The 16,151-nt window shown below is 38.1% G+C and carries 17 protein-coding genes; 11 read left to right on the forward strand and 6 right to left on the reverse strand.

Annotation, left to right across the window (positions count from 1 at the left end; genetic code table 11):
* The 8 genes from D017_RS00725 (at nucleotide 1) to D017_RS00760 (ending at nucleotide 7,601) form a co-directional block, all read left to right on the forward strand.
* Nucleotides 1–1,392, forward strand: a complete 1,392-nt coding sequence (locus D017_RS00725) for an arginine decarboxylase (protein ID WP_035334119.1) — start codon at nucleotides 1–3, stop codon at nucleotides 1,390–1,392.
* Between the two features lie 112 nt (nucleotides 1,393–1,504).
* Entirely contained in the window at nucleotides 1,505–2,434 is a 930-nt protein-coding gene (gene speB, locus D017_RS00730; protein WP_035334120.1) for an agmatinase, read from the forward strand.
* Nucleotides 2,427–3,401, forward strand: a complete 975-nt coding sequence (locus D017_RS00735; protein WP_035334121.1) for a deoxyhypusine synthase family protein — start codon at nucleotides 2,427–2,429, stop codon at nucleotides 3,399–3,401. The genes speB and D017_RS00735 overlap by 8 nt, the downstream gene beginning before the upstream one ends.
* A gap of 38 nt (nucleotides 3,402–3,439) precedes the next feature.
* Complete coding sequence (locus tag D017_RS00740) at nucleotides 3,440–3,745, forward strand: hypothetical protein (RefSeq protein ID WP_035334123.1); 306 nt, start codon at nucleotides 3,440–3,442, stop codon at nucleotides 3,743–3,745.
* Between the two features lie 162 nt (nucleotides 3,746–3,907).
* Nucleotides 3,908–4,207 (forward strand): hypothetical protein, encoded by a 300-nt coding sequence (locus D017_RS00745; RefSeq protein WP_035334124.1) that lies wholly within the window; start codon nucleotides 3,908–3,910, stop codon nucleotides 4,205–4,207.
* Between the two features lie 133 nt (nucleotides 4,208–4,340).
* Entirely contained in the window at nucleotides 4,341–5,402 is a 1,062-nt protein-coding gene (locus tag D017_RS00750; protein ID WP_035334125.1) for a pyridoxal-phosphate dependent enzyme, read from the forward strand.
* A gap of 60 nt (nucleotides 5,403–5,462) precedes the next feature.
* Nucleotides 5,463–6,536 (forward strand): DUF1611 domain-containing protein, encoded by a 1,074-nt coding sequence (locus D017_RS00755; protein ID WP_035334127.1) that lies wholly within the window; start codon nucleotides 5,463–5,465, stop codon nucleotides 6,534–6,536.
* A 3-nt stretch (nucleotides 6,537–6,539) separates the two neighbouring features.
* Complete coding sequence (locus D017_RS00760; RefSeq protein WP_035334128.1) at nucleotides 6,540–7,601, forward strand: dipeptide epimerase; 1,062 nt, start codon at nucleotides 6,540–6,542, stop codon at nucleotides 7,599–7,601.
* 29 nt (nucleotides 7,602–7,630) lie between these two features.
* Here the strand turns inward: D017_RS00760 and D017_RS00765 are convergent, their stop codons facing one another.
* The 6 genes from D017_RS00765 to lon form a co-directional block, all read right to left on the reverse strand.
* A complete protein-coding gene (locus D017_RS00765) occupies nucleotides 7,631–8,041 on the reverse strand; it encodes a hypothetical protein (RefSeq protein ID WP_152023836.1) in 411 nt (136 codons plus the stop codon).
* The gene (locus D017_RS00770) at nucleotides 8,031–8,642 is read right to left on the reverse strand and encodes a hypothetical protein (RefSeq protein WP_051583756.1); all 612 of its coding nucleotides are present in this window, start codon (nucleotides 8,640–8,642) and stop codon (nucleotides 8,031–8,033) included. Before D017_RS00770 ends, D017_RS00765 begins: the two co-directional genes overlap by 11 nt.
* Entirely contained in the window at nucleotides 8,626–9,015 is a 390-nt protein-coding gene (locus D017_RS00775; protein WP_035334131.1) for a DUF4345 domain-containing protein, read from the reverse strand. The genes D017_RS00770 and D017_RS00775 overlap by 17 nt, the downstream gene beginning before the upstream one ends.
* Before the next feature lie 6 nt (nucleotides 9,016–9,021).
* Nucleotides 9,022–9,723 (reverse strand): (d)CMP kinase, encoded by a 702-nt coding sequence (gene cmk, locus D017_RS00780; RefSeq protein WP_035334132.1) that lies wholly within the window; start codon nucleotides 9,721–9,723, stop codon nucleotides 9,022–9,024.
* A gap of 245 nt (nucleotides 9,724–9,968) precedes the next feature.
* A complete protein-coding gene (gene porQ, locus D017_RS00785) occupies nucleotides 9,969–10,985 on the reverse strand; it encodes a type IX secretion system protein PorQ (protein WP_035334133.1) in 1,017 nt (338 codons plus the stop codon).
* 158 nt (nucleotides 10,986–11,143) lie between these two features.
* The gene (lon, locus tag D017_RS00790; protein ID WP_035334134.1) at nucleotides 11,144–13,597 is read right to left on the reverse strand and encodes an endopeptidase La; all 2,454 of its coding nucleotides are present in this window, start codon (nucleotides 13,595–13,597) and stop codon (nucleotides 11,144–11,146) included.
* 314 nt (nucleotides 13,598–13,911) lie between these two features.
* On the opposite strand from lon, the gene D017_RS00795 reads away from it, so the two are divergent.
* From D017_RS00795 to D017_RS00805, 3 genes are read left to right on the forward strand one after another with little or no spacing between them, the layout of a single operon-like run.
* Nucleotides 13,912–14,490, forward strand: coding sequence for an RNA polymerase sigma factor (locus tag D017_RS00795; RefSeq protein ID WP_035334135.1), 579 nt, complete (start codon nucleotides 13,912–13,914; stop codon nucleotides 14,488–14,490).
* Nucleotides 14,459–15,019 carry a hypothetical protein gene (locus tag D017_RS00800; protein WP_035334138.1) on the forward strand — a complete coding sequence of 187 codons (561 nt, stop codon included), beginning with the start codon at nucleotides 14,459–14,461 and terminating at the stop codon, nucleotides 15,017–15,019. Before D017_RS00795 ends, D017_RS00800 begins: the two co-directional genes overlap by 32 nt.
* A 19-nt stretch (nucleotides 15,020–15,038) precedes the next feature.
* The gene (locus D017_RS00805) at nucleotides 15,039–16,127 is read left to right on the forward strand and encodes a hypothetical protein (RefSeq protein ID WP_035334140.1); all 1,089 of its coding nucleotides are present in this window, start codon (nucleotides 15,039–15,041) and stop codon (nucleotides 16,125–16,127) included.
* The last annotated feature ends 24 nt before the right edge of the window (nucleotides 16,128–16,151 follow it).

A 16,151-nucleotide genomic window follows, 5' to 3' on the forward strand; every position in this document is an offset into this window, starting at 1 on the left:
ATGAAGACCAAGTACATTGATCTCATCGAGCAAACGTATTATTTCCCACAAGAGGAATTTAATCTCAACAAAAACCATCTTGAGTTTCACGGCATTGACCTAATGAAACTTGTAGAGCAATATGGTGCACCACTTAAGTTTACTTATCTACCTAAAATCTCTGATAACATACAGCGAGCAAAAAAATGGTTTGCAGATGCTATCGAGGCAAATGGTTATGAAGGAAGCTATAACTACTGCTACTGTACAAAAAGCTCACACTTTAAGCATGTACTCAATGAGGCGTTGTCTAATAATATCCACATCGAGACTTCGTCTGCATTTGACATAGATATCGTAGAGAGCTTAAAGGCTGCTGGAAAAATAACAGACGACACCTATGTAATAAGCAATGGTTTTAAACGTGATAGATACGTAGAAAACATCGCACGCCTAATTAACAATGGTCATGAAAATGCAATTCCAGTAATTGACAATTATGAGGAGATAGAACTACTAAGTAATCAGATCAATGGTAAATTTAAAGTAGGTATTCGAATCGCATCTGAAGAGGAGCCTAAGTTTGAATTCTACACCTCAAGACTTGGAATAGGATATAAAAATATCGTTCCATTCTTTAATAACCAGATCAAAAATAACGAGAAAGTTGAGCTTAAAATGCTTCACTTCTTTATAAATACAGGTATACGCGACACCGCATATTACTGGAACGAGCTCATGAAGTGTATTAAAGTGTACATTAATCTTAAAAAGATTTGTCCGTCACTTGATAGTCTAAACATAGGTGGAGGTTTCCCTATTAAAAACTCGCTTGCCTTTGAGTATGATTATGCATACATGATTAACGAGATCATCGCACAAATCAAACAAGCTTGTGATGATGCTGATGTAAAAGTGCCACATATTTTTACTGAGTTTGGCAGCTTTACTGTTGGTGAAAGCGGTGGAGCTATTTATGAAGTACTTTACCAGAAGCAACAAAACGACCGTGAGAAGTGGAACATGATTAACTCTTCATTTATCACAACATTACCAGATACCTGGGCTATAAATAAACGTTTTATCATGCTAGCGGTAAATCGCTGGAATGAGGAATATGAGCGTGTATTATTAGGAGGTCTTACCTGTGATAGTGATGACTATTACAACAGTGAGCAGCATATGAACGCGATTTATATGCCTAAGTACAAAAAGGACAAACCACTTTACATAGGTTTCTTTAATACTGGGGCGTACCAAGAGTCTATAGGGGGTTTCGGCGGACTGCAACACTGCCTTGTTCCTTCTCCTAAGCATATCCTTATTGACCGGAATGAAGATGGAGAGATTACCACAGAAATATTTGCAGAGCAGCAGACTAGTGATCAATTGCTAGGCATTTTAGGGTATTAAACACGCTTTCGCGAAAGCAAAACAAAAAATATTAAATAAATTATATAACCACTAACAGTAACAACACCGAGAAAACAACATTCTCACTTTACATCTAACATCTAGTATCACCATGAAAACGTACGCAGGCATACCACAAGAATATGCAGGAGCTGAAAAAGCTAAAATTGTTTTACTCCCTGTCCCTTACGACGGAACTAGTACTTGGGGCAAAGGAGCCGACAAGGGTCCTGAAGCATTTTTACATGCTTCTGAAAATATGGAGCTTTACGACATAGAAACTGAAAGCGAAGTTTACAAACAAGGGATACACCTTGCAGATCCTATCACAGAAAATGCATCACCAGAAGCAATGGTGGAAGCTGTGCACAAGATGGTAAAGAAAAACATTAAACGTAACAAGTTTGTTACCATGTTTGGTGGAGAGCATTCTGTATCTATAGGTGCGATACGCGCATTTAATGAGACTTTTGATAACCTCACAGTATTACAACTAGACGCACATGCAGATTTACGTGAGTCTTATGAAGGCTCTACTTGCAATCACGCATGCGCTGTGTATGAAGCAAACCAAACTACAAATCTTGTACAAGTAGGAATACGTAGTATGGATGCCATAGAAAAAACAGTGATGAATGAAGACAATGTCTTCTTTGCTCACGAGATGGCAACAGATGATTACTGGATGGACAATGCGATTGAGGCAATGACAGAAAATGTATATGTAACATTTGATCTAGATGCCTTTGATCCATCTGTACTTCCTGCTACAGGAACTCCAGAACCTGGAGGTTTATTTTGGTATGAAACACTAGACTTCTTACGTCGCGTGTTTGCAGAGAAGAATGTTGTAGGTTTTGATATTGTAGAGCTTTGCCCTAATGGAAACAGCAAACCTTCTGAGTTTGCAGCGGCAAAATTATACTACAAAATGCTTAGCTATAAGTTTGAGCAAGAAGATGCCGAAGAAGAATATGAAGTAAGCGGATTACAAGAAAAGAGCAAAAAAATTAATCAAGAAGAAGACGACTATAATGACTAATAAAGGAGCAATATCACAATTTATTGAGAAGTACTATCTACACTTTAACTCTGCTGCGCTAGTAGATGCTGCCAAAGGGTATGAAGCTCAACTAGAAAATGGGTCAAAAATGCTTGTTTCCCTTGCTGGAGCAATGAGTACTGCAGAGATAGGAAAAATCTTTGCAGAGATGATACGCCAGAAAAAAGTGCATATTATCTCATGTACAGGTGCAAACTTAGAAGAAGATATCATGAACTTAGTTGCTCACAGCCACTACAAGCGTGTACCTAATTATAGAGATCTTACTCCTCAAGATGAGTGGGATTTACTAGAAAAAGGTCTCAACCGTGTTACAGACACGTGTATTCCAGAAGAAGAAGCTTTCCGTCGTATTCAAGAACATATTGTAAAGATATGGCAAGAAGCAGAGGCTGCTGGTGAGCGTTATTTACCGCATGAGTACATGTATAAATTATTACTTTCTGGAGTATTAGAGCAATACTACGAGATAGACATTAAGGATAGCTGGATGTATGCAGCTGCAGAGGCAAACTTGCCTATTATCTGTCCAGGTTGGGAAGATAGCACTATGGGTAACATCTTTGCGAGCTATGTGATGAAAGGCGAACTTAAAGCCACAACTATGAAGTCGGGCATTGAGTACATGACATTCCTCGCAGACTGGTATACGGCAAACTCAGAAAATGGAATAGGTTTCTTCCAGATAGGTGGAGGTATTGCTGGTGATTTCCCTATTTGTGTAGTGCCTATGCTTTACCAAGATATGGAGCGCACAGAAACTCCTTTCTGGAGCTATTTCTGCCAGATAAGTGACTCAACTACAAGTTATGGATCTTATTCTGGAGCTGTACCTAATGAAAAAATCACTTGGGGAAAACTAGATATGGATACTCCTAAATTTATCATCGAGAGCGATGCGACTATTGTAGCGCCATTAATCTTTGCTTACCTGTTAGATATGTAATTAAGGTGTCTCAACACATCTTTAATAAGAAACGCACAATGAGAAAACCAAACAACCTAAGACGCGTCATTGTAGACTATGCAAAGCTCAATGACGATATATTAAACTTACTAGTAGCAAAGTATCCAGATGGATATGAGTCTCATCATATTATCTCTTTTAAAAATGCTCAAGGTGAGATGGTAGATTGTGTAGAAGTAACTACAGAAGACACCTTATACCTTGTTAAAGTAAGTAAGCGCCTTGTTGTGGCGATGGAGGACTTTGACCAAGATGAATATGATGATGATGACAATCTAGATCTCGATATAGAAGACGAAGATCAAGAAGAACGAGAGGACTAAAAATAATTGCAATTATTTAAAAAAATTGCAACTCCTTTTGTAACATTCTTATCTCCCACTACGTATAAGCTATAGGGTAAAATCCTAGATTGGGAAATCTATTCAATAGTGGTCGCACACGCGGCACTTTTAAATTAACAACAATTTTTAATTTACACTATTATGAAAACAATTTTTATTGCCCTTTTTACAGCGGTAACACTTGCACTTAACCTACAAACAGATAATGTAACAGCTACATTTACAGGGTATGCAGATGGTTCTTATTATTTTGAGGATGCAGATGAGCTTACACATTCTTTTGATGCAATAAGCGAGACTGCAGCAACGCAGTACGACCTTACTACAGACGCGTACAAGGGAAAAACCTTCAAAGTATCTTTTACTTCAACGACAGAGGTAAATGAAGATGACGAGGAGTATGAAGTACTTTCTATTACTGCTCTTGAGTTAATCAAATAATCTCAATAACCTTATAACCATAGGGCAGTTGGTCATACCTTCTGCCCTATTTTTATGGATTTGATGTACGCTTTCGCGAAAGCGGTATTCCCTCCACACCAAGTAGTACTCCACAAGTTTAAGTTTTAAAATTATGAATCTTAAAGACGGTGTAAAATCATCAGATAATAAAGTATCCTCAGAAGCAATGGCACTTAGTCTGTTTGTAAAAGACACCACAAAATCACTTACAGACCGTTTAGAATCTTACGAAGACATTATCAACTTAGAAGTAGGTGATACAGGTCTAACAAGAGCAAAATCTCTTGAACGTGAGTTTGACATTAGACAGTTATACATCAAATACGAAGGTGATAACCCTACGGGAACACAAAAAGATAGAATTGCCTTTGCACAAGTATATGATGCCCTGCGTAGAGATTTTCATACCATGTCACTCGCTACTTGCGGTAACTACGGTGTCGCAGTTGCACTTGCTGCAAAGTTAGGCGGAATTGCTTGTAACATATACATTCCAGAGTCCTATCACACAGATCGTGTTGTAGAGATGGAACGTCTGGGAGCTACAATTTTTAGACTAGAAGGTAGTTATGAGGATGTAGTCACTGCTAGTAGTAAACTAGCACAAGAACATGAATGGTATGATGCAAATCCTGGAGGTGCAAATACACCGCTACAGATATCTGCATACTCACAAATTGCAGTAGAGATTGTAGATGAATTAGGTGACGCGCCACAGTATTGCGCTGCACCGGTTTCTAATGGGACATTATTTGCTGGGATTTATAGAGGCTTTGTGAGTTTATATAAACGAGGCAAAACCTCTCGCATTCCTAAAATGATTGCAGCTTCTTCTACAGGTAAAAATCCTATTATTCAATCTCATAAAGAAGGTCTAGACCACTGTCGTGATCTTGATCCAGATAAGATTAAAGAAACTAAGTACAATGAGCCACTTATAAACTGGCACAGCTTTGATGGAGAGGAAGCTCTGTATGCTATCCAGCAATCTGATGGAAAAGCATTTAACATTAGTGATAAAAAAATGCGAGAGATGAGTACGCTCCTACTTAAAAAAGAGGGACTACGCATTCTTCCTGCATCAACTGCTGGTCTTATTGCACTCTTAGAACATGATGAAAAGGAGAATCTCGCTCCAGATCGTTTTGTAGCAGTACTTACTGCTAAAAATTAACTATCACCAGCAGTCGCTGGATATAACTTTAACACATACCTGTTTAGTCAGGACACATATATGAAAAAATCAATAGACGGAAATGCGCTTGTATACTGTCAAGGCGCTTTTAATACTGCAAATGGAAAAACAGCTCACGGCTTAGTGCGCTTTACAGAACGTTATAATGTAGTAGGTGTTATAGACAGCACGTACGCAGGTAAAGATGCTGGCGAAGTGCTGGACGGGAAACCAAATGGAATACGAATTTTTGAAAACATCGAGACTGCTATTAAAGCGTTACAAGGTGAAAAAGAGTTTCCAAAATCACTTGTTATCGGTCTTGCACCAGATGGTGGGCGTCTTCCTAAGGAGGCAAGAGAAACTATTGCAACAGCGATTAAACAGGGCTGGAATGTTGATAGTGGTTTACATGATTTCCTTACTAATGATGAGCATCTTGTAGCGCTAAGTAAGGAGCACAACATTCAAATACGTGACGTACGTAAAACTCCGGACCGCGATACCTTGCACTTTTTCTCTGGCGAAATAGAAAAAGTGAATTGTCTTAAGATTGCTGTTTTAGGTACAGATAGCGCTATTGGTAAACGCACAACCTCATGGTTAATCGTACACGGACTGCGCAACGGCGGAAAAAAAGCGGAGATGATTGGTACCGGTCAAACTGCGTGGATGCAAGGAGCAAAATACAGCATGGTAATGGATAGCTGCATTAACGACTTTGTGTCTGGAGAGATAGAGCACGCAGTAGTGAGTGCATACAATAATGAACAACCTGATGTAATCGTGATAGAAGGTCAAGGAAGTCTTATGAACCCAGCATACCCTGGAGGTTTTGAAATCCTTGCGGCTGGAAGACCAGATTATGTTATCTTACAACACGCTCCTAAACGTCTGGAATATGATGGATTCCCTGGCTATAAATTGCACTCATTACAAGAGCAGGTTAATGCCATCGAGGTAATCTCTGGCAAGAAGGTCATTGCGGTGACAGTAAACCACGAGAATATGACACCAGAACAAATTGAACCAGCTTGTAAAGCGATTACAGACGAGACAGGCCTTCCCGCTTTTGATGTACTTGCTCATGGCGTACAAGGCTTAATAAAGGTTCTTGAAAAACACATTAAATAATCCATGAAAATCACAAACGTTAGTTACGAGCGTCTAGAACTTACACTCACTGCACCCTATACGATTGCTTATGAGACTGTATCGCAGGCAACTAATTTTATTCTCAAAATAGAGACAGACAGCAACATCATAGGTTTAGGTTGTGCTGCTCCAGATCTTGAGGTAACAAAGGAAACTGGTGATGATGTAGCTAGAGCGCTAGACCTTGTGATCATTCCATATCTTAAAGGTAAAAATGCACTCAACTATGCGCGCATTCTTGATGAGTTAAAACCACTGCTCAGCGTTATCTCCTCTGCGCTGGCGATGGTGGACATGGCGTTGCTAGACATTGCTTCAAAAAAGATGGATGTGCCGCTTTATCAATTTTTAGGTGGTTATCGTGATAGTATTGCAACGAGTATTACCATAGGTATTTTAAGTGTAGAAGAGACTTTGAAGCAAGCTCAAGAATATGTAGACCAAGGATTTACAATTATTAAGCTTAAAGGAGGATTATCGCTAGAGGAGGATATAGAAAAAATACACCGCTTGCGCGAAAATCATCCACACCTCACCCTACGCTTTGATGGAAACCAAGGCTACACAGTAGCGCAGGCTGTGACATTTGTTGAACAAACAAGAGCGTCCCGCATAGAAATACTCGAACAACCTACCCTAGTCGCAGACGAAGAAAAACTAGGAGAAGTAAAGAGAAAAGTTCACATCCCAGTTATGGCAGATGAGAGTTTAAAATCACTGAAAGATGCCTTTAGACTTGCTCAAAATAGCCGTATGAATATGGTAAATATCAAGATTCAAAAGGTAGGTGGTATTATGGAGGCGATGCATATCAACTCTGTAGCGAGAGCTGCAGGACTAGAAGCAATGATAGGCTGTATAGATGAGTGTAGACTTGGCATTTCTTCTGGATTACACTTTGCATTATCTCGTCCTAATACAGTGTATGCAGATCTTGATGGACATCTAGATTTTGAGAATGATCCTTTTAAAGGATTGTTTAGCCTAGAGAAAGGAATCTTAAAACCTAATGGAAAAACTGGTTTGGGATTGAGTGATTTTTAGGGGATAAAACGATAGTAAGGCAAGTTAAATCAACTTGTCTTATTGTCTTTAATTAAAATAATAACTCCAATAAAAATCAATAGAGACGCAAAAACGAATTGCATAGGATCGTACTCTCCTTCAAATATAAAATAGTCTTGATCTTTATTAGATAACATTCTAACCTGATTATTACCAGAAACAAGATGACAGAATTTATTGCCTGCCTTCTTTCCATAGGTTTCACCTTTAAATAGAAGTTTACAATAGCCTCCTCTAGTACTCAAATTACGACAAGATAATGGAGCCTCTATGACATCCATAATAACTATCATATTAGCATCGACCATCTCCTTCTTTTCAAAAGTATTGTAGATCAAAAGAAAGGCAACAGTAATCATCAGTCCCGCTCCTATTTTGAGGCCTTTACTGATAATTAAATAGAGAAACTTATTCTTCAACAACTTCAATTAGTCCAGAGTTTTCAAACATAAATCCAAAATCTACATTACTTTCAATACTATTAACTTCATTAATTATTTTAAGTAATAAAATTTTTGTGTCATCAATCTTTTTTGACTCATCAACGTTGATACTTATCCACTTTCTTTCTGTAACTAGAGGGTAATTATTATCACCATTAAAATTTAGCAAGTAATAACGCAATACCGAGTTTAGACTATCTATTGGATATTTTAGATCATTATTTACAGTAATACTATCTGTATTAATATAAATTACTTCTTTCATTTTATAATGAAATATATCTCCGCAAAATTGTAGTGGTTGTATTTCAAAGATTTTACTATTAGTTTCTAGCTTAAATAGCGCATAATTTTTTTCGCAATCAATCTCTTCTAAAATTTCAGTTATTTCACTAAAGCTCGCTAATGTGTCGATATCATACTCAATAAATCCATTCGCCAGATTTCTAATTGTAAGAAAATTTTGCTGCTCTTTCTTAAATGGATTTTTGCCATTATTATGATTACAGCTAGTTGTGAAATACATCAAAGCTGAAACAATTATTATGTTTCTAAAGCTTTTAAAAAATTTCATCATAAAATCTAAGATTCCATAAACCCCACCACATCATGACAGCTTCGGCTATCATTCCTGCGCCGTATTGTGGTGACCAGCCGTCTAGAATGGTGCTGACTAACCTACCTCCTGCGAGACCACCCATAAACAGTATGTTTACTATGGTTGCAGATTTCCAGTGGTTTTTATTAATAATACCATAAATCCAATAACCACCAAAGGCGATGTAGATTCCCATTATTGCTCTAAAGATATTTTTGAGCTCTAAATCTAGAACTTCAAAACCAAAAATGTAAGGCAGTATAACACTGGGATGCGCTCCATAAACGAATGACATGGCTATTACAATACATGCAGATAGTGCTAGTTGTAAATTTTTAGGGAGCCTAGACATTAGTAATTAAACGAGACGTTTTGCAATACGATCTTTTGCCAGTTGTAAGATAGTATGAAACTGATCTTCAATATTAGTTTCTGTATTGTCTATCTCAATAGCATCAGCTGCTTTTACGAGTGGAGAATCTTCACGAGTAGTATCTATATGATCTCGCTCTACTACGTTAGAAAGTACAGCATCATAACTCACTTTATCACCTCTTTCTACAAGTTCATTGTACCGACGTTTTGCACGCTCCTCTGCACTGGCAGTCATAAATATTTTGAGCTCAGCTTTAGGAAATACTACGGTACCTATATCACGACCATCCATTACGATTCCTTTTTCTTCTCCCATGCGTTGCTGTTGCTCTACAAGTTTAGCACGCACTTCAGATATAGTAGCTATAGGGCTTACAAAGGAAGAAACCTCGAGGGTTCTGATGTACTTCTCGACACTCTTGCCATTAAGACAAACCTCTGCTTTTCCAGAAGCGGTATCTCTTGTAAATGAAATCTTAATATCATCAAGCCTTTTTACTAACGTTTCTTTGTCAAAAAAACCATCAGAGATAAGGCTATTTTCCATTGCATATAGGGTCACTGCACGATACATCGCACCCGTATCTACGTAAATGTATTCTAGCCACTCTGCAAGTTGTTTGGCTACTGTACTTTTTCCTGTGGATGAATATCCGTCTATGGCAATGGTAATTTTCAAGAGTATGTATTTTACACAAAAATAGGAAAACGTATGCTAGTGCTTACCATATAGATTTAAAGATTATTTCTACTAGTATAGATGAGCATACTCGCTTCTTTAAATAGAAGAAAGCGACACCATGACTCGCTAGCCCCGATTGCAATGAAAATCCCGCAGTGTAGCGATAGCGCAACGAGGAATTGTAATGAAAAGCGGGAAACCACCTTGCAAATATGCTCAAAATGGACTGCTCCTAAAATTGAAAAGAATTATTGTAAATCGATGCCTAGTCCAAAGAAACTACTAGCAGCGGCACTGTTATAACGAGCATATGCATAATTGAAACGCATCTTGTTAATCTTAATCCCAAAGCCTGCACTGATACCCGCAAAACTACGCTGATTGATAATACGCAACTCCTCACTCCTACGGAAGTTGTAGCCCAGTCGCACATTAAAACCTCCTTTAGGAAACAACTCTACACCCACAATCGCGTGACGTATTACGTTATCAAGAAGTCCTATTTTTTCTGTGGTGGTATTGCCGTCAAGATCTGTGGTACCTCTAGCTTCATTCTCAAAAGCGATGTTCCATAATTGCAGGTTTTCTAGCGTCACGTGCCAGCGTATAGGCACGTTAGGTAATATCTGAGAAATACCAGCATCAATCTCTAGCGGAAGCTTCTCAAAAGTATCTACATAAGGTGTAAACTGAGTTCCTATATTGCGTACTACTACTGCTGCGTTGAGATCCCAATCTTCATAATTATAGGTAAGTCCAAGATCTACCGCTCCTCCCGCCGAAGAATACTCGGCTAGTGTGGAGGTGATTAATTTTACATTTGCACCTACATAAAAATCTGAGTACGGAATATTAATCGCATAACCCAATGAAAGCGACGCCTCACTACCACCAAAATCTCCAGTTGCATTCCCATTCTCATCCCTACCATCAAAGGTTCCATAATTTACATAGGTGATTCCCGCATGCAAGACTTGCGTGCGTCTATCCCATAAATAGGCATAAGAGGCGGTACCGTAATTGATATCTGCCAGATAGTTTACATAGTTTACAGAAAGCTGATTATCCATCCTGTAATTAATGTTGGCTGGATTATAGAGCGCAGAGTCTGGGTCGTAATCGTAGTTTGTAATGATTTTTCCTCCTAAAGCAGCTTGTCTAGGTGATGACATCAAGTTGAGAAACTGATAGGTAGCACGTCCCCCTAACTGGCTATATGCCGTTAGTGAACACGTAAACAACAATAAAAAGAAGCTCTTTTTCATTAATCAGTACTGCATCATGATACTTAACGATTGCAATGATAGTATATTTTGAGAGGGATGGGAAATAATTAGAACTATAGGATAAATAAAAAGGGAAACTCGTGATGAGTTTCCCTTTTTATGGTTTAACGCTTTCGCGAAAATTTGATAAACTATCCTTAAGCTAGTTTTTTTGCATTTTTTACTTTTTGCTTAGTAAGTGCTAGTTCTAACACCTCGCTCATGTCACTTACATAGTGGAATGTTAAGCCCTTTAAGTAGTCTTGTTTGATCTCTTCTATATCGCGACGGTTCTGCTCACATAAGAGTATCTCCTTAATTTTAGCACGCTTTGCTGCAAGAATCTTTTCTTTGATTCCTCCTACTGGCAGTACTTTGCCTCTTAAGGTAATCTCACCTGTCATCGCTAGATTTTTCTTCACTTTACGTTGTGTAAATAAAGAAACTAAAGATGTAAGCATAGTGATACCTGCACTAGGTCCATCTTTAGGAGTTGCTCCTTCTGGTACGTGAATGTGTACATTATACTTATCAAAGATGGTAGGCTCTAACCCTAGAATCTCGGCGTTTGCTTTAATGTACTCCATGGCTATGGTAGCACTCTCCTTCATCACTTTACCTAAGTTTCCTGTGATAGATAGTGTCCCCTTGCCCTTTGATAAAGCAGATTCTATAAATAAGATATCGCCTCCTACTCTCGTCCATGCAAGTCCTGTAACTACTCCGGCAACTTCGTTATTTTCATACTTGTTGCGTTCCATTTTTGGAGAGCCTAGTATCTCAATAACATCTTCATTAGATATTTTCACATTGTACTCTTCTTCCATCGCGAGATTTTTTGCCCCGTAACGCACCATTTTTGCAACTTGCTTTTCTAGGCCACGTACTCCAGATTCTCTTGTATATCCTTCTACAATTTTTTCTAGTTGTGGCTTAGCTATTTTAAGTTGGTCATCTGTCATACCATGCTCTTTAAGCTGCTTAGGTAGTAAGTGACGTTTTGCAATCTCTGTCTTCTCTTCTATCGTATATCCAGTAACGTTTATAATCTCCATACGATCTAACAAAGCTGGTTGTATGGTATTTAAACTATTTGAAGTAGCGATAAACATCACTTTAGAAAGGTCATACCCCATCTCAAGGAAGTTATCGTGAAACTCACTATTCTGCTCTGGATCTAGTACCTCAAGTAATGCAGATGATGGGTCTCCCTGGTTTCCTGCGCTTAATTTATCTATCTCATCAAGTACAAAAACTGGGTTGCTAGTTCCTGCCTTACGCAAGCTCTGGATAATACGTCCAGGCATTGCTCCTATATATGTCTTTCTGTGACCGCGTATTTCAGACTCATCACGCATTCCACCTAGACTTACTCTTACGTACTCACGCCCTAATGCTTCTGCAACAGATTTTCCTAGCGAGGTTTTACCTACACCTGGAGGTCCGTACAAACATAAAATAGGCGACTTCATATCATTACGTAATTTTAGTACCGCTAGATATTCTATAATACGTTTCTTCACATCATCAAGACCATAATGATCACGGTCTAGAATCTTCATCGCGCGTTTTAAATCAAATTTATCTTTAGAGAACTCATTCCAAGGAAGGTCTAAAAATAAATCAAGATAATTGCGCTGTATGCTATACTCAGCTACCTGAGGATTCATGCGTTGCATTTTTGAAAGTTCCTTATTAAAGTGCTTCTCAACTTTTGCATCCCACTTCTTTTTCTTTGCGCGTGCACGCATTTCTTCTAGATCATCCTCAGAGCTTGCGCCTCCCAGTTCTTCTTGGATAGTCTTCATTTGCTGGTGCAAGAAATACTCACGCTGCTGCTGGCTCATGTCATTTTGAACCTTGCTCTGGATATCATTTTTGAGCTCCAGCTTCTGGCGCTCCATATCCATAAACTTAAGCGTCTCAAGTGCTCGCATATGCAAGTCGTCTATGTTAAGAAGCTCTTGCTTCTCTGCAACAGAGAGGTTCATGTTTGAACTCACAAAGTTGATTAAGAAAGAATCACTCTGGATATTCTTAATTGCAAAGGAAGCCTCTGAAGGTATATTTGGAGAGTCTTGGATAATCTTAAGCGACAATTCTTTTATAGAATCGATAACTGCTTTAAAACCTTGATCTCCTGCTTCTGGGCGTACTTCTACATATTCCTTAATAGTAGCCTTCATATAAGGCTCTACCTGCGTTACTTGATCTACCTCAAAGCGTTTTTTACCTTGTATGATAACTGTAACATTACCGTCAGGCATTTTAAGCACACGTAAAATACGTGCTACTACACCTACTTTATGAATATCATCTGCAGTTGGATTTTCTACTTCTTCATCCTTTTGCGCCACTACTCCTACTACTTTCCCTCCCTTATTTGCTTCATCAATAAGCTTTATAGAAGTATCTCTTCCTGCCGAAATAGGAATAACTACTCCAGGAAAAAGCACCGTATTACGTAAAGGTAAAATAGGCAAGCTTTCTGGAAGCTCCTCGTTATTAATTGCCTCCTCATCTTCTGGAGTCATTAACGGGATTAATTCTGCATCTCCATCTATCTCTTGCAGTGACAATCTGTCTAATGTTGTAAATTTTGGTTTTGCCATATATAATGTGTGCCACAATGTCGCATATTCCTATGCGCCCTGTGGATGTATAACTATTAGTATTCTCTTTAAATATAGCGAGTTTAGCCTATTATAAGATAATGGTTACCCTCACGGTAAGCTTTAATTCAATTGTTGTGCCAAGCGAGTACTTTGCTTTCGCGAAAATTTGAAGAAACAACACAAATGCGCGTTCTTTATCTATAATGTAATTATCTACTTGTATTAGAGCGATTCAAGATAATGTTATAAAATTTTTACGAAAGTGTAACAAAGAAATAAAACACGCATCTTTACTATAGAATGAACCAAAAGTGAATTTTACCAACCATCAAATAACCGAATTAATAACACTGTGCCAGCAAGGTAATCAGGGTGCTCAAATGGAGGTGTATAACCGCTACTACAAAGCGATGTACAACACTTCGCTACGCATTGTGAAACACGAAGCAGAGGCAGAAGATATTATGCAAGAGTCCTTCTTGAGTGCTTTTACAAAGCTGGATAGTTATAAAGGTGAGGCATCCTTTGGGAGTTGGTTAAAACGTATTGTGGTAAACAACAGCCTCAATGCTTATAACAAAGGAAAGAAGCTCGATGAGACACCGCTAGAAGATCATTTATATAAAATAGAAGATGATGCAGAAGGTGTGAGTGAGGTAGACCTCACAAGTGTGAGAGCACAAGAAGTCGTTCATGCTATGAGTATGCTTAAAGATAATTATAGACAATCACTGTCTTTACATCTTATAGAAGGTTATGACTACGAGGAAATGAGTGAGATTATGAATGTAAGCTATGCAAACTGTAGAACCATGGTGTCAAGAGCAAAAGACAGCTTACGAAAACTATTAAACAACAATGAAAAAGGAACCTATAGATCAAGTATTTAAACGTCTGGAAGGACGCCTGGATACCGCTGCACCTAGTGCAGATCACAAAGCTAATTTTCTAGCAAAATTACAGGCGCAAGCTACAGAAGATATTCCTGCAAAGGAAACAAAAACGATACAATGGATGCGACCGCTGTTTATTGCAGCGAGTGTGATTCTTCTTGCAGGATTAATGTTTACACAGTTTAACGCTACACCTAAAGCTAAGGAACTCGCAGATGTTTCTCCAGAAATGGAAAACACGCAGGATTTCTTTACAAAAACAATAGAACGTGAGCTCTTTGAGATTAAGGAGAACATGAATCCAGAAAACCAAGCCATGGTTATGGATGCCATAAAACAACTTGAAATCTTAGAGAAAAACTATGATGATTTAAAAAAAGACCTTTCTGAAAGTGGAGAAGACAAGCGTGTGATCTACGCAATGATAGATAACTTCCAGAATAGAATTGACCTTCTACAACATGTAGTAGAACAAATGGATGCCATCAAAGAATTAAATGCTATTGAAAAAGCCGTAACGCTATAGTTACTCAAATTATAAACTTATGAAAACGAAAATAACACAACTCTTACTTATAGTGCTCATGATCCCTTCTATCATGATGGCCGCAAGTGTAGATCCTCAGGGGAAATACACTAAGGAAAAGAGAATCAAAAAGGAATATACTGTAAACCCAGATGTAAAACTAGTGATTGACAATAGCTACGGAAATGTCAATATGGTAAGCTGGAACGAAGATAGAATCGTCATTGAAGTTCTAGTAAGAACTAATGGTAATGACGAGGATCGTGTAAAAGAAAAACTAGACGAAATAGATGTCAATTTTGAAGGATCAAGTAGCTATGTGAGCGCAAAAACAAACTTCGAAAAAAGCAGTAGCAGATCATGGTGGAACAGTTGGAAAAACAGCAATGTTAATATGGAAATTAACTATACCATTAAACTTCCAGCAACTAGTGTGGTAGATGTAAGCAATGATTATGGAGGTATAAACATAGACCGCCTAGAGGGAAATGCAAAAATAAATTGTGACTATGGGAAAATCACGATAGGCGAACTGCTAGCAGAAAATAACTACCTCAACTTTGATTATACTAAAAATAGCACCATAGGTTACATGAGAAGTGGGCGCATTAATGCAGACTACTCAAGCTTCTTCTTAGAAAGAGGTGGAGATATCGAACTTAATGCAGATTATAGCAAGTCAGAATTTGGACGTATTGAGAATCTAAATTACAACTGCGACTATGGCTCTGTAATTACTGGAGACACTAAAGATATTATAGGTCGAGGAGATTACATCTCTGCAAAAATTGGTGTAGTACATGGAGATCTAAATATCAATGCAGATTATGGAAGTATACGCATAGAGGAGCTGGCAAGTGATGCTGGAGACATCTCTATACAAAGTGACTACACCGGTATTAAAGTAGGCTATAACCCTCAATACAGCTTTACGTTTGCTATAAAACTCGAGTATGCTGGATTAAGCGGTAAAGAAGATCTAACTTTTAATAAGGAGCGTATAGAATCTTCAGACAAGTATTATGAAGGATATAGAGGGAACTCTAATACTAATAACCACGTAAACATCAACTCAGAATATGGTGGTGTTACTTTATTCAAAAACTAATAATCAATCATCAAAACAACAATT

The organism is Dokdonia sp. PRO95 (genome assembly GCF_000355805.1).
GTDB lineage: Bacteria > Bacteroidota > Bacteroidia > Flavobacteriales > Flavobacteriaceae > Dokdonia.